This is a genomic window from Mycobacterium sp. NBC_00419, from assembly GCF_036023875.1.
Classification (GTDB): Bacteria; Actinomycetota; Actinomycetes; order Mycobacteriales; family Mycobacteriaceae; genus Mycobacterium.
Genome location: NZ_CP107931.1, coordinates 4,901,360 through 4,921,869, shown reverse-complemented (window position 1 = coordinate 4,921,869; position 20,510 = coordinate 4,901,360). Strand labels below are relative to the sequence as shown.

Annotated in this window: 15 protein-coding genes; 7 read left to right on the top strand and 8 right to left on the bottom strand. The window is 63.4% G+C overall.

Features of this window, described 5'->3' with window-relative positions:
• Positions 1-85 precede the first annotated feature (85 nt).
• The 4 genes from OG976_RS23500 to OG976_RS23485 all read right to left on the bottom strand — a co-directional run bounded on the left by OG976_RS23500 (position 86) and on the right by OG976_RS23485 (position 6,161).
• On the bottom strand, positions 86-757 hold the full coding sequence (locus tag OG976_RS23500) for a helix-turn-helix transcriptional regulator (protein ID WP_328354403.1): 672 nt from the start codon (positions 755-757) through the stop codon (positions 86-88).
• Complete coding sequence (locus OG976_RS23495) at positions 754-2,754, bottom strand: ATP-binding protein (RefSeq protein WP_328354400.1); 2,001 nt, start codon at positions 2,752-2,754, stop codon at positions 754-756. Before OG976_RS23495 ends, OG976_RS23500 begins: the two co-directional genes overlap by 4 nt.
• 502 nt (positions 2,755-3,256) lie before the next feature.
• The gene (locus tag OG976_RS23490; protein ID WP_328354397.1) at positions 3,257-3,925 is read right to left on the bottom strand and encodes a response regulator transcription factor; all 669 of its coding nucleotides are present in this window, start codon (positions 3,923-3,925) and stop codon (positions 3,257-3,259) included.
• Complete coding sequence (locus OG976_RS23485; protein ID WP_328354394.1) at positions 3,909-6,161, bottom strand: sensor histidine kinase; 2,253 nt, start codon at positions 6,159-6,161, stop codon at positions 3,909-3,911. Before OG976_RS23485 ends, OG976_RS23490 begins: the two co-directional genes overlap by 17 nt.
• Positions 6,162-6,659: 498 nt before the next feature.
• Here OG976_RS23485 and OG976_RS23480 point away from each other — a divergent pair, with 498 nt between their 5' ends.
• Entirely contained in the window at positions 6,660-7,340 is a 681-nt protein-coding gene (locus OG976_RS23480) for a response regulator transcription factor (RefSeq protein ID WP_328354392.1), read from the top strand.
• Between the two features lie 3 nt (positions 7,341-7,343).
• On the opposite strand, the gene OG976_RS23475 is transcribed toward OG976_RS23480, so the two are convergent.
• From OG976_RS23475 to OG976_RS23465, 3 genes are all read right to left on the bottom strand, one after another.
• A complete protein-coding gene (locus tag OG976_RS23475; protein ID WP_328354389.1) occupies positions 7,344-9,557 on the bottom strand; it encodes a hypothetical protein in 2,214 nt (737 codons plus the stop codon).
• 112 nt (positions 9,558-9,669) lie between these two features.
• Positions 9,670-9,900: a hypothetical protein gene (locus OG976_RS23470; protein WP_328354386.1), complete on the bottom strand. Its 231-nt coding sequence runs from the start codon at positions 9,898-9,900 to the stop codon at positions 9,670-9,672.
• A gap of 651 nt (positions 9,901-10,551) precedes the next feature.
• Positions 10,552-10,686, bottom strand: coding sequence for a hypothetical protein (locus tag OG976_RS23465; RefSeq protein ID WP_328354383.1), 135 nt, complete (start codon positions 10,684-10,686; stop codon positions 10,552-10,554).
• Between OG976_RS23465 and OG976_RS23460 the strand changes: the two genes are divergently transcribed.
• From OG976_RS23460 to OG976_RS23435, 6 genes are all read left to right on the top strand, one after another.
• Entirely contained in the window at positions 10,685-11,131 is a 447-nt protein-coding gene (locus OG976_RS23460) for an RDD family protein (protein ID WP_328354380.1), read from the top strand. The genes OG976_RS23465 and OG976_RS23460 overlap by 2 nt on opposite strands.
• A gap of 77 nt (positions 11,132-11,208) precedes the next feature.
• Positions 11,209-15,588 (top strand): FtsK/SpoIIIE domain-containing protein, encoded by a 4,380-nt coding sequence (locus OG976_RS23455; RefSeq protein ID WP_328354377.1) that lies wholly within the window; start codon positions 11,209-11,211, stop codon positions 15,586-15,588.
• Positions 15,589-15,609: 21 nt separating this feature from the next.
• The gene (locus OG976_RS23450; RefSeq protein WP_328354375.1) at positions 15,610-16,626 is read left to right on the top strand and encodes a WXG100 family type VII secretion target; all 1,017 of its coding nucleotides are present in this window, start codon (positions 15,610-15,612) and stop codon (positions 16,624-16,626) included.
• Positions 16,601-17,539 carry a DUF6777 domain-containing protein gene (locus OG976_RS23445; protein WP_328354372.1) on the top strand — a complete coding sequence of 313 codons (939 nt, stop codon included), beginning with the start codon at positions 16,601-16,603 and terminating at the stop codon, positions 17,537-17,539. Before OG976_RS23450 ends, OG976_RS23445 begins: the two co-directional genes overlap by 26 nt.
• A 135-nt stretch (positions 17,540-17,674) precedes the next feature.
• Positions 17,675-17,938, top strand: coding sequence for a WXG100 family type VII secretion target (locus OG976_RS23440; protein ID WP_328354369.1), 264 nt, complete (start codon positions 17,675-17,677; stop codon positions 17,936-17,938).
• A gap of 78 nt (positions 17,939-18,016) precedes the next feature.
• Positions 18,017-18,838 (top strand): CHAP domain-containing protein, encoded by an 822-nt coding sequence (locus OG976_RS23435; RefSeq protein WP_328354366.1) that lies wholly within the window; start codon positions 18,017-18,019, stop codon positions 18,836-18,838.
• Here the strand turns inward: OG976_RS23435 and OG976_RS23430 are convergent.
• The gene (locus OG976_RS23430; RefSeq protein WP_328354363.1) at positions 18,835-20,166 is read right to left on the bottom strand and encodes a hypothetical protein; all 1,332 of its coding nucleotides are present in this window, start codon (positions 20,164-20,166) and stop codon (positions 18,835-18,837) included. The genes OG976_RS23435 and OG976_RS23430 overlap by 4 nt on opposite strands.
• Positions 20,167-20,510: the final 344 nt, after the last annotated feature.

Sequence of the window (20,510 nt, the reverse complement as noted above, 5' to 3'; positions counted from 1 at the left end):
TGAGCGCGCGGTGGCTGTCGGGGGTTTCCGATCACGACCGGAAACCCCCGACACCGTTGCGGTAACAACCCGACGTAGCCAAGGCTCACAGATCATCGACGACGATGATCCCGTCTTGTATCGCCCGGGCCACCAACGCCGATTTGGTCGACGCCGGCCTCCCCACGGCCGCGTACTTAGCCCGGATTCTCTGCAGATGTGTCCGGACTGTCGTCGGGGCAATGTGCAGCTTCTCAGCCACCAGCTCTTTACTCTCCGTCTGGAACCAAGCGACGAGGACTTCCCGTTCTCGCGCTGCCAATTTCGGCCTTCCGACGTTGACATCATTGACCATCGCACCCGCCATCTGGGGACCGACGTAGGGCTCGTCCGTCCACGCCGCCCGCAGCGCGTCGATGAGATGACGCTTGCCTTCGGATTTGACGAGATAGGTCACTGCACCAAGCTCGAGGCACCGCAGAATGATCTCGTCGGCCAATAGATGGGAATACACGACTACGCGGTAGCCGGCATCGACTGTGCGTTGCAGACCTTCGAAATCCGCACGTCTACTGTGCAACTCCAGGTCGAAAACCACGACGGTATGGCCAGCTCCGGCTGAGCGCTCAGCCAGGAACGCGTCTGCCGAGAAGTAGCCTCCGACAAACTTGATAGGTGGATCGGCCTGCGCGCACCACACTTTCACCGCCTCGTGGATGGCTTCGTGATCATCGATCACGGCCACAGAGACCATCGATGCACCGTCCGGCGAGCTCATGATTGCCACGTAGTGATCGGAACGCGGCAGGTAACCCATCGACTCCCTGACGAGTCCAACACCTCGACGTCGTCTCGGAAGCGTTGTCGATCGGGGCCTGTGCATGTTCCGTCGGACAACACGCTGCCGGTCAGGGTTGCTCCCGCTGCCGTCACGACGACGCGAGCATAAGTTCGAGCGTCGGCGAGCGCGGCGCCTATTGCGTCGACAAGCCGCCCCGCATCTGCCGCACTGAGGTCACCAGCTCTCGGGTCGATGCGGGTGGTCACGTCCACCCCGCGTTCAGCTGCTGCGTTGATGACCGCGCGAAGAGGGTCGAGCTGTGCCTGGGTTCCAGCCCGGGCCTCGTCAAACATTCGGCGCAACCGCAGATTCTCAAGAGCAGCTCGCCGCCTCAGATCCTCGGTGATCGGCTCCCCCCCGGCCAGCTCCGCGAGTACGGGCAGCAGCCTCTGCGTCGTGGCCGCGTAGCCCGCCCCGTAGTGGGCACGCAAAGCTTCCGCCACTTTGTGTTCGACCACAAGGCGGTCGCGAGAAGCGTTCTCTTCGTGCGCTTTACGTGCAGCCTTTTCAGCAACCGCGTTGAATACCGCCAGACCGATCTGAGGAACTAAGAAACTTGCCGCACCGGTTACGATCGCGGCGAGTATCTGCGTTGTCGGTACACGGAGCAGGTCCACCGCTGCCGGAACCACCCAGCAGAGCAGCACGACGCTGATCGAACGCGATAGCGGCAAGTTGATCAGCAGAGGCACCAACGAGAACCCGACAGCGGCGACGGTCCACTGGGCTTCGGTGCGAAGCATGGAGTCGGACAGCAGGAGCGGCTGGCACAGTGCGACAAAGCCCAGAATCACTGCCGCGGCCCGTGCGGGTGCCCATCGTCGCAAGATCAGACCCGGCACTGCCGCCACGGCGCACAGCCCGGTGAGTACCGCCAAGACCGACTGCATCGCGGGATGCACGCCGGACGCGACTCCCCATGGCGCCATGGTCAAGACACTTGACAGTGCATACCCGGTGAGGATGAGTCCGCAAATGACACGGATGCGGGCGATGAGCCGCTCTGAGTCATCGATCGCCTCGCCGACGGGTGCCGCCCCGTTGTCTGGGTGCCAACTGAGTTCCACTGTTGTCCCACGACCTGGTACCGAGTCGATCGAGCCGCGCCCGCCCGCGCGCTTCATTCGGCCGATAATCGATTCGGCGACGCCGTAGCCTGGGGTCCATTCCGCCGGATCGGCACCTGCGCCATCGTCGCGCACCGTGATCGCGGTGCTGGTCACTTCGATAATCGCCTGACGTGCGCCGGCATGACGGTCAACGTTGTTCAAGGCTTCTCGGACCGCTGACTCCACTGCACACGCGAGGCGTCCATCGAGCCACAATCGCGACAATCCAGAGAGGCGAGTCGGCGTCGACACGTGTCTTACCGCGTTGCGCAGGATGTCAACGATCTCGACACGCGGAACTGTCTGATCGAGCGGCTGCTGAAGTATCTCTAGGTCACGCGCGGCTTGCGCGGCCAATCTGTCCCTCGGAGGGCTGTCGACCTCGCTGGCCAAGAGTAGCGTCGCCGCCGCCGTGTCATGTAGTACAGCCAGTTGCTCGCGCTCGAAGGCAAGACGCCGGGCCGCAACGCTATTGGCAATCTCTGCATCCACCCGATCCCGGTGGGCCGCAACGATTGCAGCCGCCATCCGCCCGATCGCCCAGCGGATCAGCAGTGCCAGCGCGACACTTGCCACCAAGTCATAAATCTCCGGGGAGCCGAGCAGTTGGCGCCAGTCGTCGGGCTCGGCGCCGCGGTAGGTATACAGACCTATGAGGGCGACAGCGACCGGGACCGACAGTCGCGCCGGCAGCTCGACAGCAGCCGTGGCGACCACGATCGTCACGACTGCATAAGCCGGACTGGTCGATGAACCGATGTTCTCTGCGTTTGCTACAACTGGACTTACCAGTGCCACCAGGGCGGCCCAGGCGTAGTCGGCCACCAAGTAGATGCCAAGGGGCGAGCGAGTTGCCAGCCGTACGAGGGCCCAACATCCCAGCCCAAGCATCACGTAACGATCGGCGACTCCATCCGCCCGGGACTCCATCTGCGATGCCACCGCAGCCAGGGCATAGACCAGACTTCTGGCAGCAAGGCAGAGGCTTGATGTCTGCAGCAGGAGGCGGCGATGTAGTGAGATGACTCGTTCAGCTGAGCTCATGTGCTGAATCGGCAGGCAGCTCTGCGCCGTGCCACTCCCCTCCCCTAACCGAACCAATCAGACCATATGTCGGTATTGCTGGAATATAGACCGAATCGGAATTGCCGACAACGTAGGTTTGCCAGAATTCGCCGTTTGTCATCCGTTCGTACGACATCAGAAACGGCCGGGTACTCGGCAATCGAGTCGACGGTCCGCAGTGCGAATTGGAATCACGTCACGCAAAAGCCGCAGGGCGCCGCACTGGTCCCGGTCCCTCGCCGACGGGAACAGCCGACCTGTGTCAAAGTTCGTCGATGCTGATGATGCCGTCTTGGACGGCTCGAGCGACCAGGGCCGCCTTGGTGGGGGCGGGCCGTCCAACGGCGGCGTACTTCGCACGCACACGCTGCAAGTAGGTCTTCACCGAGCCTGGTGCGATGAAGAGTTGCTGTCCTACAAGGTCTTTACTCTCGGTGCGAAACCAGGCCAGCAGCACCTCCTTCTCGCGATCGGTCAACGCCGGCCTACCGACGCGGCGATCATTGCCGATTGCACTAGCCATTCGTGGTCCGACGTATGGAGTGTCCGTAGCGGCAGCGCGGATCGCCTCCACCAGGTGCTCCTTGCCCTCCGGCTTTGCGATGTAGGTGTTGGCGCCCAACTCCAGGCTCCGCAATATGGCCTCGTCGTGCTCAATGTGGGAGAAGACGATGACCCGGTGGCCGGCGGTTGCGATCTCCTCGACTGCGGCGAAGTCAGGCCGCCGACTCTTCAGTTCTAGGTCCAACAACACGACGTCGGGGCTGACAGAGCGGTCCCGTTGGTCAGCGACAAAGTCTTTCGCCGTGGTGTATGCCGCCAGGAGGTGCAGCGGCGGCCTTGCTTCGTCACACCACGTTCGTATCCCGGCGTGGATCGCGTCATGATCGTCGATCACCACAACGCGAATCGGGTCAGCCGGCGAGGACATGGCTTGAGGCTCCTTCTGATATGAGGACGTGGCGGGCCAACACCCACACCGAATCGTCGCCTTCGACGACATCGAGGGTGACGACGGGATGATCGCTGAGCTCGGGAACGGAGGTTAACCCGTGGCACACAACGCTGACTGAGACCTCCTTCGGCGAGCAGGTCACGACGATCCGCGCCGATTCGGTCGTCCTTTCCATTACGTCGGCGATCGGCCGGAGCACCGCATCTACGTTCACCGGCGCGAGGTCAGGCAGCTCACCTGCCAGATCGACGGTGACAGCGACGTGACGGCCTTCGGCCGCATCGACAAGAGGGCGTACCGCCTGCATGAACGGGTGCTCAAAGGTAGCTGCCTGGTCGAAGAGGATGCGCATTCGCCGCGACTGGGTACGAGCGCGGGCTTGCAGCTGATCATCCACAGGCGTGCCATTACTGAGGGCTTGCAGTAGAGGAACAACGTTGTCTACGAGCTGGGCGTAGCGGCGCTGATACTCGGCCCGAAGAGCGCGTTCAACCAGTTCCCGCAACGCTATTCGCTTGTGGGTATGCACCTCTTCTTGCGCGCTCACTGCGGCTGCGCGCATCAGACCGTTGAAGATCAGAGCGAACAACTGCACACCCAGGATGCTGGCGGTGCCGAGTCCAATGTTGACCAGCGTCGCGGAGTTGGGTTGGCAGGCGAACTCGACGACAGCGCCCACAATCCAGAAGATGATCAATACCGCCGCCCCGCTCGGGGTTCGCAGCCCGAGGAGCAGCGGAAGCAGGCACCACCCGATCGCATTCTGAGTCCAATGTGCATATCCCCCAACCATCTCTGAATCCAGCAATAGAGGCTGCACCACCACCACGGCGAGTAAGACCGCCGCAGCCCACCACACGGGTCGCATCCGGCCGCGTCGGATTCCAGGGATGGCCGTCAACGTGCTCCCCGCGGCCAGGAGAACCAGCACCATGTTGAATAGTCTGTGTGGTCCGCTAGCGACTGCATGAGGTGTCGATACCGCCAGATTGGCCAGTGCATAGGCGGTCAACGCCAGCCCGTAACGCCCGCGAAGCTTCTCGATGAATCCGTCTTGGTCAGCAGGCAGATCCGTTGAAGCCGCTGGTTCTGCTGTGCGCCAGCGCAGTTCGACAGTCGTTCCAGCCCCTGGCGCGGAGGTGACCGACGCGGACCCGCCTGACCGCCGCATACGAGCCAAGACGGAGTCGTTTACGCCATGCCCCAAACGCGGCATCTCTGGGTCGAACCCGATCCCGTTGTCGGCCAATGTAACGGCAAAGTCAGTGATGGTAATAACCAGTTCTGTTGCCTGGGAGTGACGATCGACGTTGTTCATGGCCTCGCGCGCCGCGGAAACGACAGCCTTGGCGGTCTCTCCGTCGACCCAGAGGCGTTCTCGCCCTTCGAAACGAGACGGTGTATTGATATGTTCCGCGCAATCCCTCAGAGCGACCACTAACTCGGTGCGTGTGGGCAGCGGTTCCCACGGACTCTCCTCCAAAAGATGAAGATCACGCCGAGCTTGCGCGGCCAGTCGCTGAGGCGGCAGTTTGCCGCCCTGTCCAACGATGAGCAATGTTGATGCGGCGGTGTCGTGCAGCAACGCCAACTGCTCGCGCTCGTACTCGCGAACAGCCTCGATCACATGCTGGCTGGACTCAGCGTCTGCGCGCGCCGCCCTGGTGCGGTCGATTGTCGTTGCGATGCGCAGAAGCATGAACCGCAGGAGAGCAGCCGTTATCCATTGCAGAGCAAAGTAATAGAGTGCCGCCACGGGTAGCAGATGCTTCCACCCCAGAATCTCGGCACTGCCGAAGGCATATGCGGCGGCGATTCCTGCAGCCATCGGCAGGCTCACCGTCATCGGCATCGAGACAGCCAGACTGACCACTGCCGTCCCCGCGATCGCCTGTGGCGCAGTGTTGAATGTGTAGAAGTCTGGATCAGCGACCAATGCAGGTAGCCCCAAGGACACAGCCAGGACGAATACGTAGTCAACGGCGAGGAACTCCCAGCGCCTCGATCGGGTGAGGATGCGGTACGCCGACCAAGCCGCCAGGCAGGCCAGCAACACCTTGCCGTGGCCTTGCGCCTGCGATCCAGGGTCTGCCAGAGAGACCACAGCGACCAGAAGACCTACGCAGTTTCGCATTAACAACCCGACCGTTTCGGCGGGGCGCAGCATGTGGCGGCGCGAAGCATCAAGATCTCGAGCGGGGAAGTCCATCATGTCGTCATTCCCCGGTTAACTGGACACAGAACCGACACGGCGATTTAACGACAACGCATTGCGTGGCACACAGGCCTACGGCCACTTTGCTCATTAACTCCACCCATAGGGGTCCTTACTTCGACGTCTTTCGCGGATGCGCCATTTGATTCTGGCGGATTCACGTCAGCGCGCGCGCCACCTTCGAGCCCATTTTGCACCCAATATGCAATCTTGGCGAATCCCTGAGCCCGACAACGACTCTTGATCAGGCATCTTTACGTATACGTTAATTAAATCACCGAAACTTCGCTGGTTGGACGAAAAAGGAGCGACTCCAAGTAGCGCAGGCACTTATATTTTCGTTCGCGTGTCATACGTTCGGACGACACAAATTCGGAAATCGACGCAACCGATATCGGAACAGGTCGCACGACAGTGTGCGAATGCGCTTAAATGCAGTCCTAACCGGCACCACAGAAGTCATTCCGTCCATCGGCGGAGGGGGAAGGCAACGCTATGGCGTCAACCGAGGGTCGCGCCGATCCGGTGATGGTTGCGATAATCGACGACCACGACGTAGTGCACGCAGGCATCGAGGCTTGGTGCAGTCAGGCAGACCCGCAGATCAGCGTCGTGGGCAAATATTCCAACCCGCGGGAGTTCCTGGCTGCCTACGATGACGCGTGCACCGGAGTGGACGTCATTCTTCTTGACCTCCAGATCGACGGTCATCGTCCCGACTTCGAAGTGCTGCGACGACTATGCGAGTCGGGCCAGCGGGTGATCGTATATTCCCATCTAGCCGCCGACGAAGTGATCTTGACATGCCTCGAACTGGGTGCGACTAGCTACTTGACGAAATCCGAGGGTCAGCGGCATCTGATCGAGGCAATTCACTCCGCGCACACCGGAACGCCATATGTGGGGCCACGGATGGGGAAGGCGCTGGTGAATGACACAACCCTTGGTCGGCTGAAATTGTCCGACCGGGAAAAGGAAGTGCTCATTGCCTGGTTCCAGACAGAGAGCAAAGATCTCGTGGGCAAGCGCCTCTATATCGCACCCACGACAGTGCGTACGCATCTGCAGCGGGCTCGTGCGAAATACGCAAGCGTGGGACGCCCGGCCCCGACAAAGTCCGCATTACTAGCTCGCGCGATTGAAGATGGGATTCTCAGCCTCAACGATCTCTACTGACGCCTAGGGCGTTGGCGCAACACTGGTCGAAGGTGCAGCGGACTGCCCGCCGCCGCCGAACGAAGGCAGGTCGAGTTTCGGCAACTCGATCTTGGGCAGGTCGATCTTGGGAAGCTGCGGGGCCGGGGGTGCGGCCGGCGCCTCGGAAACGGGGGCCGGAGCGGGAGCGGGAGCAGGAGCTGGTGCCGGAGCAGGTGCTGGTGCGGGAGCAGGTGCTGGAGCAGGTGCTGGTGCGGGAGCAGGTGCTGGTGCGGGAGCAGGTGCCGGAGCAGGTGCTGGTGCGGGAGCCGGAGCAGGTGCAGGAGCGGGAGCAGGTGCCGGCGCCTGTTTGGGAGTGGGCAGCGCGGACGTCGACGACGGTACATCAGGTTGGGGGTCTGTCGCTCTCGGCTTTGGACCACCCGTAGCTCCGCCACCATCCGACGGTGATTTCTCCACCGGAACGGGCGCCGTACTCGACTTGGTATCCGGCACCGCCGGCGTACTCGACTTGGTATCCGGCACCGCCGGCGTACTCGACTTGGTCTCCGGCACCACTGCAGTACCCGACTTCGTCTCCGTGCCCGACTTCGTATCCGTACCCGACTTCGTCTCCGGCACCGGCGCAGTACCCGACTTCGTATCCGTACCTTGCGGTGCGTCGGCAGTCTGCGGCTTGCCGTCCGTACCCGGAACCGTCGCAGTACCCGACTTCGTCTCCGGCACCGGCGCAGTACCCGACTTCGTATCCGTACCTTGCGGTGCGTCGGCAGTCTGCGGCTTGCCGTCCGTACCCGGAACCGTCGCAGTACCCGACTTGGTATCCGTGCCTTGGGGTGCGTCGGTGGTCCGCGGCCGCTTGTCCACCGGCGACCCTGGGATGGGCCAATTGAAGACGAATGTGGGCTGGATGTTGGGCAGTTGGAACCCCGATATCGGGAATGCTGACTGATCGGGCGCTGGAGCTGGCTGGTCACCAATTGGCGGTGCGGGATCGACCGCAGCCTGCGCGGGCGCAGGGACATTGCCGCCGTTGCCGTTGGAGGCGGCACCCCCACCAGAGCTTTGGGGGCCAGACGGGTCCGTCACGGACACCTCGGTGACCTGAGGCAGGCTATCCGGCAGCCCAGTCGTGGGTTGCCAGCCCCCATTCTCGTCTGTGGGAACCGGAAAGTACTTGTTCTCCACCGGCTTGGACGGCGCCGGGAGCGGTGTCTCCGCCGCGGTCGGTCGGACAGCGATGGCAACAGTGACGGCCAACGCCGAGAAGCCGACAACGACGATCGAAGCAATGGCGCCGCCCAGCAGTACCAGCCGCGGCCGGCTGCTCGCGTCATCATCCTCTTCGGCGTCGTATTGCCCCAGTCGGCTCAGTGGAGACAGCTTGCTCTGCAGCGGTAGCGGATCCTCGGTGTAGTCGGTGCCGGGTGGCAGCGGAATGGAAGCGGAACTGTCATCAGCGAGTGAGTAGGCCAGCTGGGGGCCTAGTTGTGGGCTCAGGGCTGTCGGCGCTAGCGGCCCGGTCGAGGCAGCCATTTCGGGGCCGAAATCTGTCGAGACAAGACTCGGCGCAAGGTACTCATCACGTTGTGCCTGCGGCACGCTCGCAATGGCTGCACCCTCGGCGATGGCGTACGCGGGATCAGCCGGAGTGTGCACCGGTACCGGCGCAGTGGCATAGATCTGGTCGGCGTCGAGTTCGGCTCTGGGTTCCGAGGTGACCAGGTACAGCTGTCGAACCCCCATCGGTTCGTGACTCAGCCGGCTCATCAGGGTTTGGCAGGCGGCGGTGGCCCCGCCCTTGGTGACCGACTCCGCGGAGATGACCGCGGTGGAGGCCGGATCAGCGCCGACGAGGGAAAGCGCGGCGGTGTCCTCATCGACCAGCAGCAGCAGTGCGGTGCTGTCGTCTCCGGCCCCCCTGGCACGCTCGCGCACCAACGCGGTGGCTGCCTCGGACGACGCCACCAACGTGACGTCCCCGACTCCCACGTCGCACAATGCACCTTGCAACGCTCTGGCGCTCTGCCCACTCCAGCACACGCCGGTGCCGAGCAGGTGGTGTCCATCTGCGGCCAACGCCTTGCCGGTCCCGATGACCGTGGTCGCAATGTCCCCAATGGGGTCCGAGGTGAGATCCAGTGCGAACCGATCCAGCACCGTGTCCGGACTCGATGCCTCTAGGAGCGCCAAGCGCGCCTGGGCACCGCTGACCGACACCCCCAGAACAAGTTCCATCGCATAAACCCCTCGGCTAACTCACCGCGTGCACAGCGCAGCCACAATGACCGCCATCATGACACCGCGACAAGAGGACAGGTATCAGTCGTTCGGATGACGACGACAAGGCTTAGGCAGTACCGAAAGTAACCGCAGCAGAGCTCGACGACAGGTAAGCGGCGAGTGCTACCACCACGATCGCCAAGGCGACATAGATGCAGCTGATCACCAGAGCTGCGCGCGCCAGGCCTGCTCCGCCCTGCTGAGATTTCCGGATGCGGGAACCGGCCAGGGCGGCCATGGGAATCGTCAGCCAGAACAACACGGAGCCAAAGGCGACCGACAGTGCGAATGCGACCATCGCAAGTCGGTTCACCATCGACCGCGGCGCACTCGGGACATGCGTTGCAGGACTTCCCCGATGAGGTGGGCCGGCGGGAAGCACTGGCGGCGAGACCGCCTGGCTCACAGGCGGACTACCTGAGGTGTAACCGGCACCGAATCGACTCGGCGGCAAAGTAGGGTTAGTCACCGACTGACCTATTCCAGTTCAGATGGCCAATGCTCCCTGACGCTGCCACAGGGCCCTCCTTAGCCATCTCGGCCGGCTCCTCGCGCGGGGTCAATCGTCGCGACCGATCCAAGACTGCGGCAATCGTACGTTCGACCGACAACGAATCGGTGCACCTGCTGGGGGCCAGCGTTACAGTGTGCGCGGCGCGGTGAATCTCGCAGCAGGAAGCCACGGGTTCGCTCATGATCAGATCGAGAGGACGCGGCCGACAGCGACCGAATCGGCGCTCGGGTGTCGGCCGGCATCCACCAAAGGTATCCAGGCACCCCTCGCAAGATCGGAGACGTTGCAGCCGGATGGAGCGGACGTAATGCCAGGACAGCCGACCGGGGTGGAAGCTGCGTGCGCCCAGTGCGGCTCGACCTTGCGGGCCAATGCTCCCTATTGCGCTGCCTGCGGGGCAGTAATCACCAATCGCCAACCGCACCAATCAGTCTCCTACAGTGCGACCGCGCCCACCGCCGCTTCGGTACACACCTCGATCACGACACCCGTAGCAGGGACCGCTCCCGCGGTCATCGAGGCCAGCGGTGCGGTGCGGTGTTGCGCCATGATGTTGGATCTGGCGGTCATGGTGAGTCCTGCCCTGCCACTGACCGCCGCTGCAGCGGTACTCGCCTGCGCGGAGGTGGTCTATTTCGTGGTGCCGGTAGCAGTGGTGGCGGTCTGGCTGTGGATGCAGATCTGGCAAGGCTTCACCGGGCTGACTTTCGGTAAGGCGATGCTGGGCCTTCGGCTGATACGCGGCAGCGATCATCGGCCTCCCGGATTCACCGCGTGCATGCTGCGCAGCGGGATCTTCGCGGCCACTGCAGGGATGGCCGCACTACCGGTCGTGACAGGTTCGACGCCGCACCACGGTTGGCATGATTCAGTGAGCAGGTTGCGCGTCATCGACGTGACGCTGGGCGCCAACCCGCTGGGCGCACCGCAACAAACGACTCTGCGGGTGACCACACACCGAGGCCTGAACAAAGTCGCCTCCCCCGTTCCGTTGGCTGCCCAGGGAAGGCGCTAGTGCACCTGAAATTCGTTCTGCGGCGCGACGACGGCACGCAGGCTCAAGTCGCCGTCACCGCCGACGCCACCGCATCGGTGTCCGACCTTGCCACCGCCCTTGCCACGGGCGACCCCGATCGTCAGAGCGTTCAGCCCCCGAGCGCGCTGACCCTCAAACTCGAGCACACTGCATTCGACACCGGGACAGCCGGCCGGCTGCTTGAACCCACTCGCAGCCTGATCGAATCCGGGATCCGCTCTGGCTCTACGGTCAGTATTGCCAAGGCCGGCGTCGTAGCACAACGGACTCGGCGCGGCCGCTCGGTTGCGGTATTGCGGGTCCTTCAAGGCCCGGACGCCGGGCGTGAATTCTCGCTTGCTCCTGGAAATTCCGTCATCGGTACCAATCTGACCAGCGACGTGATGCTGACCGATCCGGGGATAGCCGGCGTGCACGCCGCAGTCGTCGTCGGGGAGAGCATCGAAATCTCCAACCTGGCCGGGCCGACCGGCGTGCTGGTGGGCGGGCAGGCCGTCCAACGAGCGGTGGTCGGCGTCAACGACGTGATCCAATTAGCGGGTACGTCCGTGGCGATCCTGCCAACCGTTCGGCCCGGCGCCGCCCAAACCGACAGTGTCGCGATCGAATTCAACCGATCCCCGCGAGTCGTCCCGCAATTTGCCGAGCGCGTCTTCAAGGCGCCGCGCCCACCACAGCGGCCCGAGCCCGCACACCTTCCGGTCTTGTCGATGTTGGCGCCTTTAGTGCTCGGACTCGGGCTGCTGCTGGTGAGTCGCAACCTGCTCTCGATACTGTTCGTCGCGCTGAGTCCCCTGTTGATGGTCGGCATGTACATCGACACTCGGTGGCAAACCCGCAAGAAACGTCGCCAGGAAGTCGCCCGATTTGCCGATTCATTGCGGCACTTAGCTTCTGATCTCACTAGTGTTCAGCGGGTCGAGCGGGCCGTGCGCTGCGCAGAGACGCCGGCACTTGCCGAGGTCGCCGAGGCCATCCACCGGCTCGGACCGCTCCTGTGGACCCACCGGCCTGAGCATCGCGAGTTTCTGTCCATCCGGCTCGGACTGGGTGACGCGCCATCGCGGTGCCGGATCGAGACGTCTGGCGAGTACGACGCCGAACCCGAATACGTCCAGCAGATCACGGAATTGACTGAGCAGTTCAGTCTCATCAGCGATGTACCTGTGGTGGCCGATCTCCGCGAGTGCGGCTCGCTGGGCGTCTGCGGCCCGCGCACAGTCGTCGACGGTGTAGCGCGCGGCATTCTGATGCAACTGATCGGGCTGCACTCCCCTGCCGATCTGACAGTGACGGCATTCTGTTCGCCGACGTCGAGAACGTCGTGGGAGTGGCTGGAATGGCTGCCGCACACGGGGTCGCTGCTCAGCCCGCTGGAAGGCCTCCATCTCACCGATAGCGCCAATGGTGGTCAAGCGCTCCTGGCCAGGCTGGAGGACCTGGTCAAGAAACGTACGGCGGAGAGCCAGGACCGTGGGGATCATTCTTACGGGGCGATCACGGAGCAGTTGGGGTTGGGCGCCGAGACCCGTGCGCCGCTGGTACTGCCCGCAGTCGTGGTGCTGGTCGATGACACCGCTCCGATTGACCGCGCGCGCCTCACCCGTCTTGCCGAGCGCGGTGCTGATGCCGGTGTCCACGTCATCTGGGTTGCCACCCAGGTCGCCAACGTACCTTCGGCATGCCGCACGTTCGTCCTGATCGAGAACGAGACATCAGGCTCAACGGTCGGAGAGGTGCGGCACGGACGGCACACCTATCCGGTTGCCTGCGAAGGTATCGACGTCGCCGACGCCAAGCAGATTGCCTTGCTGCTCGCACCGGTCGCCGATGTCGGTGCCGCTGTCGACGACGCCACCGACCTACCGAGATCGGTCAACTATCTGAGCTTATCCGGCACAGCGCTGGCCGCCGAACCAGCCAGTGTGGCACGCCAGTGGCTCGCCAATGATTCGGTGACCAATCGCGGCGGACAGCCCGCCCTGCGCAGCGCGCGGACCGGGACACTGCGGGCGTTGGTGGGCTCCACCGGCATCCAAGACTTTCACCTCGACCTGCGTGAGCATGGCCCACACGCACTCGTCGGCGGCACGACCGGGTCCGGTAAGAGCGAGTTTCTGCAGACCTGGGTGCTGGGCATGGCAACGGCACACAGCCCCGACCGGGTCAACTTCCTCTTCGTCGACTACAAGGGTGGAACCGCCTTCGCTGACTGTGTGGACCTGCCTCACGCGGTCGGTTTGGTGACCGACCTCTCGCCGCACCTGGTGCGCCGGGCACTGACCTCATTGGGCGCCGAAATCAGGCGACGAGAGCGGCTGCTCAACCTTAAGCGTGCCAAAGACCTTGTGTCGCTGGAGCGAAGTGGGGATCCTGACACACCGCCGAGCCTGGTGATCATCGTCGACGAGTTCGCCGCACTTGCCACCGAGGTGCCCGAATTCGTCGACGGCGTCATCGACGTCGCGCAACGCGGACGTTCGCTCGGTTTGCATCTGATACTTGCCACTCAGCGTCCCGCAGGTGTGATCCGTGACAATCTCCGCGCCAACACCAACCTGCGGATCGCCCTGCGGCTGAACGACGTTGACGACTCGTTAGACGTCATCGACGACCCGCTGGCCGCGCACTTTCCGCCTGAGATCCCCGGCCGCGTCGCCGCCAAGACTGGACCGGGTAGGTTGACGACGTTCCAAGCCGGTTACGTCGGCGGTTGGTCCGGCGACCAGCCGGATCGCGCACCGATCGACATATCGGAGTTCGTCTTCGGGCGCCGTCGACCCTGGAATACCGATGGCGCCAAGGGGTCGCTACCGACGAGCGGAGTTCCCACCGATATCGCCCGAATGGTGGCGACGACTCGGGCGGCCGCCACACACTTGCGCCTTCCCGTCCCCCGGCGGCCGTGGCTGCCGCCGCTGCAGCCGGTCTATGCCCTAGAGTCGATGACTTCGGATGTCAGCGAAGGGAAGCTGGTCGTCGGTCGTACAGACTCCCCGGCGGATCAGACTCAGCCCATCGGAATGTTCTCGCCCGACGATGACGGCAACATGGCTGTGCTGGGCACCGGTGGATCGGGCAAGTCGACTGTCCTGTGCACGTTGGCAATTGCTGCTGCTCTGTCACCGGATGAGGGGCCGACGCACGTCTACGGGGTGGATTTCGCATCCGGCAGTATGCGGATCCTCGAGCCGCTACCCCATGTCGCAGCAGTGGTCGGGGGTGAAGACGAGGAGCGTCTGGGGCGGCTGCTTCGCCGCCTGTCGGCGGTCCTCGATGAGCGGTCGCGATCCTTCACGTCGGTTAACGCGGCGACCATCACCGACTACCGACGCGCGACGGGACGCCCGGAACCGCGCATCCTATTGTTAATAGACGGCATCGCGGCGTTCCGGGAAGCCTATGAGCATCTGGCTCAGTCGCCGATATTCCCTATGTTCACCCAGTTGGCATCCGACGGCCGCCGCCTTGGCATTCACGTCGTGATGACCGCCGACCGTCCTGGGGCACTGTCGATCTCGCTCGCGGCGAACATCCAGCGCAGGTTGGTTCTGCGCCTAGCGGCCGACGACGACTACAGCATTGCAGGGGTACCGAAGGATATCTTGTCGGCGGCGTCACCTCGTGGTCGCGGAATCATGGACGGCCAGGAAGTCCAAGTCGCGATCCTCGGCGGAGACGCCAACGTCGCCGTCCAAGCGCGCGCTGTCGAGCTCCTGGCCGACCAGATGCGTGAGGCTGGCTACCCAGAAGCTGAACAGATACAGCGCCTCGCCGAGCACATTGATCTCGCCGCTCTTCCGGCCCACACCGAGAACAACAGTCCGGCAATAGGAATCGCCGATGAATCGCTGGCTCCGGTAGGCATTGCACCCCGAGGGGTGTTCATGGTGACCGGGCCTCCCGGGAGTGGCCGCAGCACCGCGCTGTTGACTTTGGCGCAGGCTGTGCGGCGCAGCAGCCCATCCGCCCAGATCGTGCATCTGGCCCCCACGAACAGCAACATCGGGAACATGGCGGTATGGAGCCGATCGGCAGTCGGGACCGACGCGGTGTGGCACGCGGCCGAGGACCTGATCGCATCGGCAATGGAGGCGTCGTCGTCACCGCCGATGGTCGTCATCGAATCAGTCACCGAGTTCAGCGGAACCGATGTTGAGTCGGTGATGGGCCGACTGATCAAGACGCTGGCCGACGCGTCGGCGTTCGTGGTCGGCGAGGCGGAGGTGTCGACCTGGTCGCAGGCATGGCAGTTGGGTCAACCGTTCAAGTCGCCGCGGCGCGGATTGATTCTGGCGCCCAGCGCGGGCGACTCCGACACCCTGCTGAGCACATCCATCGGGCCCGTTCGGCGCCACGAATTTCCACCAGGTCGTGGTGTACTCATCGAGAAGGGCAAAGGCACATGGCTGCAGTTGGCACAACCCTCCATCTAGCTGAGCAGCGAAAGTAGCTGAGTGGCAGTGGGATACAACGGTGCCGATGTCGACCAACTCCGGGAGGCCGCCGCACAGTTCGAGCGGATGGCCAGCTCAGTGGAGGCCACGACCCGATCTCTGAGCAGTTTGGTCGACAGCGCCGACCAGTGGTCGGGTGCCGACGGTGACCGCTTCCGAGCCGCGTGGAAGGACCGATCAGTCCACTCCTTGCGGGCCGCGGCGGCGGCGTTGCGTCAAGGTGCGATCGATCTTCGCCGCAATGCCGATGGACAAGAAGGGGTCAGTTCCACGGGGGGAGCCAATGCCCCTGCCAACAGTGCCCAACTGTTTGAGCACATCAGAAACAGCGAGCGTGATTCTGATGGGGTGCGGATTGAGAAGGTGCTCGGCGCCGATGGCGCCACTCGACTCATCGTGTACTTGAAGGGCCAGGACTCCACGGACAATCGCACCCTGGCTCGAAACGCTCCGTTACTGGCCGGATACGTCGATGCGCACGTCACAGGAATGATCGACGAAGCCCTCAAGGCCTGTCCCGGCGGGACCGATACTGACATCATGCTGGTCGGGTATAGCCAGGGCGGCATGGACGCCCAGAACATCGCGGCATCCGGCCGGTACCACGTGACCACGTTGCTTACCTACGGGTCACCACTGGTGCAGTCAGACATCCCCGGCGTGGAAGCTGTGCACCTCCGGGCGGATGGAGATGCGGTTCCCGCCGTCGGCGGTTTGATCAGAGAGGTTGAAAAGGCAGCATTGAACTCCGGTTCGGCAGGCCCAATCTTTTCTGGCAACCTGGTGATTCAGATGGCTGCCAACGCTGCCGTCGATGCGGTCACCGGGCAGTCAGCAGCCACCGCGCATCAATTCGAAGCCGACCCGGGCCTGTCAGATCGCAGCCCACTCAACGTTCACATCCATGGCTATCCGGAAGTCGCACTGAGCTTCGACAATTCCACCGACCCGCGTTGGGCGGCCGCCAAGGCAAGTATGGAGAAGTTCCAGGGTGTCATCGTCACCTCCACCGAGTAGCGCCCCAGGGACCGGCTGGAACGACCCCAACCAGCCGTCGGCCACCGACCCACGCGCCAGAGGCGTCCTCACTGCGGCAGCGGTGGCTCTCACAGTAATCGTCTTGACCGCCCTGACGACGGTGGTGCTGACGACACGCCATCGATCCGGGGCGACGAGGGCGTCTGCCGACGCGGGGGTATTGCAGTTCTTGCCTGCCAATACCGCGGGGCCGCAATCGTTCACCGCTTCTGTAGTGGTCTCCTCGGCGCTACCGGCCGCCGGAGCCCCGATAAACAGCGCCGGATCAGCCCACCAGGGTCCGGTATCCGTCGAACGCGGCGTGCGATTGGTATCCGGCACGCAGCCTGGCCTGTTCGCAACAATCGGAACTGAGATCCCCTGCGACGCGGCGGCCATGGCGAATGACTTGGATTCCCATCCCAACGCAGCCCACGCCTGGGCCGCTGCACTCGGCCTGAAGCCCCAACAGATTCCGTACTACCTCAACACGCTGACCCCGGTGATCCTGGCGGCCGACACGTGGGTCACCTCGCACCGTCTCGCCGGTGACAAGGCGATGCCGTTCCAGACGGTGCTCCAGGCCGGTGACGCGATCTTGGTGGACCCTGTCGGCGTTCCACGGGTGCACTGCGGCGGTGGTAGCCCGCTACGGCCTCCTGCTGACTCCAACATCACCACGCTGGAGGCCACCAATGATGATCCTTGGCCTGGATACTCGCCGCACACAGTGGTGGCCGTCGCTTATGCCGTAGCCAAGCTAGTCACGCCAGTGAACGACTTCGTCCTTGTTGATCTGAACTCGGGAGAGGCCGTGACGCGCAAGGCCGGCGGAACGATCAGTCTGGGGCCGCCGTCGACCGCGGTTGGTGCGCTACCCGACCCGGTGGCGACCAACATGCCACCACGATGACACCCGGTGGTGTCGATCGTTCGGATGAACCGGCACATTTCCCCTCGGCCACGGGCCCATGTCTGGAATACAGTTGGTCCAGCGCTTCAGCAAACGATTAACCAGATCACTCAGGAGGTAATACCGATGGCACGTATGGGAATGGACGTCGAGCAAGTCGAACAGTCCGGACGTCAGCTCAAGAGCCATGCTGCCTCGATCGGCAATCTTGTGTCACAGCTCGACAAGCTGGTGCAGGGTTTGACCGGAGTCTGGGATGGCCCCGACGCACAACGTTTCGTCAATGAGTGGTGGCCGCAACATCGGCGCTCACTGACCGCGGCTCAGCAGGAGATCGATGGGCTTGGTCAGTCCGCGCTCAACAACGCCTCCGAGCAGCGGAACGTTTCGGGTCGCTGAGTCACGCGGCAGGGCGATCTAATCGCCCTGCACTGTGCGGAAAATGTTGTCGCAGAAAGGGTCCTCTTAATGGCGCGCATGGGCATGGACGTCGATCAGGTCGAACAGACCGGGCGTCAACTCAAACAACACGCCGCATCCATCGACACGCTGGTTTCCCAGCTGGATAAGGTCGTCAATGCGCTTCCCGCGGTGTGGCAGGGACCTGACGCCCAGCGATTCGTCAGCGAGTGGTGGCCGCAGCACCGCCAGTCATTGACATCGGCCCAGTCACATATCGAAGGGCTGGGCCAGTCTGCACTCAACAATGTCTCCGAGCAGCGCCAGGCAAGCGCCAGTAGTGGTTCGGGCGGGACTGCAGCAGCGTCTTCAACCGCGTCAGCGACCGCATCAACTGTCGCTGCAGCGGCTCACGCCACTACCGCCGACGGCGCTGTGTCAGCGGCGCAGTCGGCTGCGGCAGACAGGTTCGTGGACCAGTGGCAGGGCAAGTTCATTGACCCGGATCACAGCTACGGTGCGCAATGTTTCGATGTATTCCGGCAGTACAGCAATCAGGTGGTGGGCGCTACGCCCGGAATTGCCACCGATAGTGTTGCGGCGTCGGACATCTACAACCATTACGACACCAATGGTGTCTCTCAGTACTACGACCGTATCCCTTACGGCCAGGGACAACCCCACGCCGGTGACATCGTCGTCTACGGTCAGGGCCAGTACGGGCACGTCGCACTCGTGACCGGTGTTGACGGCAACAAGTACTCGGTGCTCGAGCAGAACTACACCTGGCAGGACGGAATCTCCGGAAACGACCCTGCTGCCGTTCACACCTATGCGTTCAGCGACAAGAACAATGGCCAGATTTTGGGATACCTACGCCCCAAAAGTGTGAAGGCCTAGCGACACTGCCTCGAAATCGGTTGTCGGGCAGGGGTTGACGATAGATCGTCATAGCCATGGCCGGAACTGCGGAATGTCGTTGCCCCAGTCAAGAGGGCCCAGATGATGTAGGCGGACAACGCAACTACGATGGCCACGGTCACCGCCAGCAGAGCGAGAATGGCCTTGTGTTTCGGGGCCAAAGCCGTGCGATGGGATCGGGTGGCCCGCGAGCCCGCGGGTCCGGCTTGCGCTGAGACCGACACGGCTCTCGACGGCCCAGTTCGGAGGGAACCTTGCGAGTTCTGCGGTATGAAATTCGGACCGGTCGGATTCTGCCGTTGCCGGCGGGCTTGTCTTTCGTCGTCAATAAGGCACCACGGACACACAGGCGAGGTTGCCGGATGCTGGTGGTCGGGGTTTCGGCCGCAGCGGGTGAGGCGAATGCGCCCTAATGCGGCCCGCCATTCCCAAGCCGCGGGTCGAAGGCCGGGTTCCTGCGCTCCTGCCGTGAATGCTCGGGTGAACAGCTGCTGGATCTCATCGGGCAGGAACGTCACCGACGGTGCCAGCGGGTGGGTGTGCAACCGGGAATTCGGGCCGCCGGCCCAGTCTCCGGTTCGGGCCAACGTGGGCGCGTCCGGTTGGTGCCCGGGGCCGCGCCACTCCCCCCGCATGAATGGATGATTGCCCTCCATCAGGAGTTGATGGATGTGCACCGCAAGCGAAAAGAGGTCGGCGGTCTGCTGTCGCGCCTGCACACGCAGGTCGACCCCCATCAACTCGGGCGCGGTGAACTCCGGACGCCCAACCGCACAGAGGTAGCGCTGGCCGGCTCGGTCGCTGAACTGCATCGAATCGCAGTCCACGAGCGTCACTTCGGTGGTGTCGGCCACCAGGATGTTGCGTTCTTGGAAGTCGCCGATCACCGCGTCGACGCGGTGCACTACTTCGACTGCCAAGCACAGGTTCGCTGCCACGTTCACCAGGTGACCCCACGTGACGTGGCGAGTCCACTGTGGTGCCTTGGGAAGTGGATCTCGTCGGTTCGAGGGGTTACTGATGGTGTGCAGCTCGACCGATGTGGTCGTGTCGATGCGCGGCATGACGTAGCCGACGGCGCCTGAGGCGTCGAACAAAACATGCAGCGGCCAGGTCAGGACCACCAGTCCGTCAGGCTGCATCGCCCCCGCCGGCGGCGACTGAACCATCGCAGCCACTTTGGCGAGCTTGCCCTCAAGCCCGGTGAGCGTGGGATGAAAGATCTTCGCCGCCCAGTCAGGTCGGCCGGCCAGTGCGAAGATGGTCCCTTCGCCGGTCGCCCCAGACAGGGGCGACCCCAACAGCACTGGCTGACCTGTGTCGAGTTGGAGCGAGGCAGCTCCGGCACCCCCCACCATCACCTGCGGGTACCGGTCCAGTTGACGACGTGACGGCATTCCGATGCCCAAAAGTCCGCAGCTGTTCGCGCGGGGAGCGTCATGGGCGATACCTCTTCTGCCAACAGTGGATCAACGAATATTCTCACCACCTCGGTGACAGGCCTCCGAGAGGCCCCTTCTGCCGCGCAGCCAACACGTTGTTACCCCCTCGCGACGACGATCGTCGTTCGAACGGAGGACATCCCGATGGAAGCCGCCGACCTAGAATGCGCACCAGACCATCCGGCCAACAGCAACTCTGGGCCGTGCCG

Bases quoted from the DNA above. Each gene is read 5' to 3' on its own strand.
- OG976_RS23500 (WP_328354403.1), bottom strand. From the start codon at position 757: ATGAGCTCGCCGGACGGTGCATCGATGGTCTCTGTGGCCGTGATCGAT.
- OG976_RS23435 (WP_328354366.1), top strand. From the start codon at position 18,017: ATGGGCATGGACGTCGATCAGGTCGAACAGACCGGGCGTCAACTCAAA.
- OG976_RS23485 (WP_328354394.1), bottom strand. From the start codon at position 6,161: ATGATGGACTTCCCCGCTCGAGATCTTGATGCTTCGCGCCGCCACATG.
- OG976_RS23470 (WP_328354386.1), bottom strand. From the start codon at position 9,900: ATGGTCGCATTCGCACTGTCGGTCGCCTTTGGCTCCGTGTTGTTCTGG.
- OG976_RS23440 (WP_328354369.1), top strand. From the start codon at position 17,675: ATGGGAATGGACGTCGAGCAAGTCGAACAGTCCGGACGTCAGCTCAAG.
- OG976_RS23475 (WP_328354389.1), bottom strand. From the start codon at position 9,557: ATGGAACTTGTTCTGGGGGTGTCGGTCAGCGGTGCCCAGGCGCGCTTG.
- OG976_RS23460 (WP_328354380.1), top strand. From the start codon at position 10,685: ATGGTGAGTCCTGCCCTGCCACTGACCGCCGCTGCAGCGGTACTCGCC.
- OG976_RS23465 (WP_328354383.1), bottom strand. From the start codon at position 10,686: ATGACCGCCAGATCCAACATCATGGCGCAACACCGCACCGCACCGCTG.
- OG976_RS23490 (WP_328354397.1), bottom strand. From the start codon at position 3,925: ATGTCCTCGCCGGCTGACCCGATTCGCGTTGTGGTGATCGACGATCAT.
- OG976_RS23480 (WP_328354392.1), top strand. From the start codon at position 6,660: ATGGCGTCAACCGAGGGTCGCGCCGATCCGGTGATGGTTGCGATAATC.